Annotated in this window: 1 other RNA gene and 1 pseudogene; one reads left to right on the plus strand and one right to left on the minus strand. The window is 61.6% G+C overall.

Annotated elements, in window-relative coordinates:
* Window positions 1–312: pseudogene (locus RA21_RS21425) on the plus strand (prephenate dehydratase); the annotation flags it as partial.
* Window positions 313–412: 100 nt separating this feature from the next.
* Here RA21_RS21425 and ffs read toward each other — a convergent pair.
* An RNA gene (ffs, locus tag RA21_RS22460) (signal recognition particle sRNA small type) lies at window positions 413–511 on the minus strand.
* Window positions 512–693 lie beyond the last annotated feature (182 nt).

Genomic DNA, 693 nt, shown 5'->3' on the forward strand with positions numbered 1-693 from the left:
CTGATCATGGCCAAGGATATTGATTACACCCGCCGCGGTGCCCACAACATGATCACCAGCTTCGTCTTTCAGGTGCGCAACATCCCGGCGGCGCTCTACAAGGCGATGGGCGGCTTTGCCACCAACGGCATCAACATGACCAAGCTGGAAAGCTACATGGTGGACGGCTCGTTCACCGCGACCCAGTTCTATGCCGATATCGAGGGCCACCCCGAGGATGCCAATGTGCAGCTGGCAATGGACGAGCTGAGCTATTTCACCACCAATGTGGAAATTCTCGGCGTCTATCCGGCAGACAACGGCCGGTTCTAGGCCAGCCGGAATTCGGCGCGAATTCCGGCCAGGAAAAATCGATTTTCCTGGCCGTTTTCCTCGCAGGAAAACGGCGTCTCGATCACAGCGCGGCGGGGATAAGTGAGAGGCTGGACATCGACCCAAGCGGGGCTCGTTGTGGCTGCTTCCTTCCGGACCTGACCAGGTTGGCGAGGCGCTTGCCCGCGCCAACCTCTCGAATCCCGATATAAGGACCGCTGCCGGGATTGGCAAGGGCCACTCCGGCACCTCCTTTGGATGCTTAAAGCTGCAGCTCCAGCTCCCAGAATCCGCCGCTGTTGAAACCGCGCGGCGCGGCCAGCCCGGCGGGCAGTTCCTGCAGGTGCTCCGCTGCGCCAGGGCCGGTCACGGCCACTGCGC

It is taken from the genome of Leisingera sp. ANG-DT, from assembly GCF_000813785.1.
Taxonomy (GTDB): domain Bacteria; phylum Pseudomonadota; class Alphaproteobacteria; order Rhodobacterales; family Rhodobacteraceae; genus Leisingera.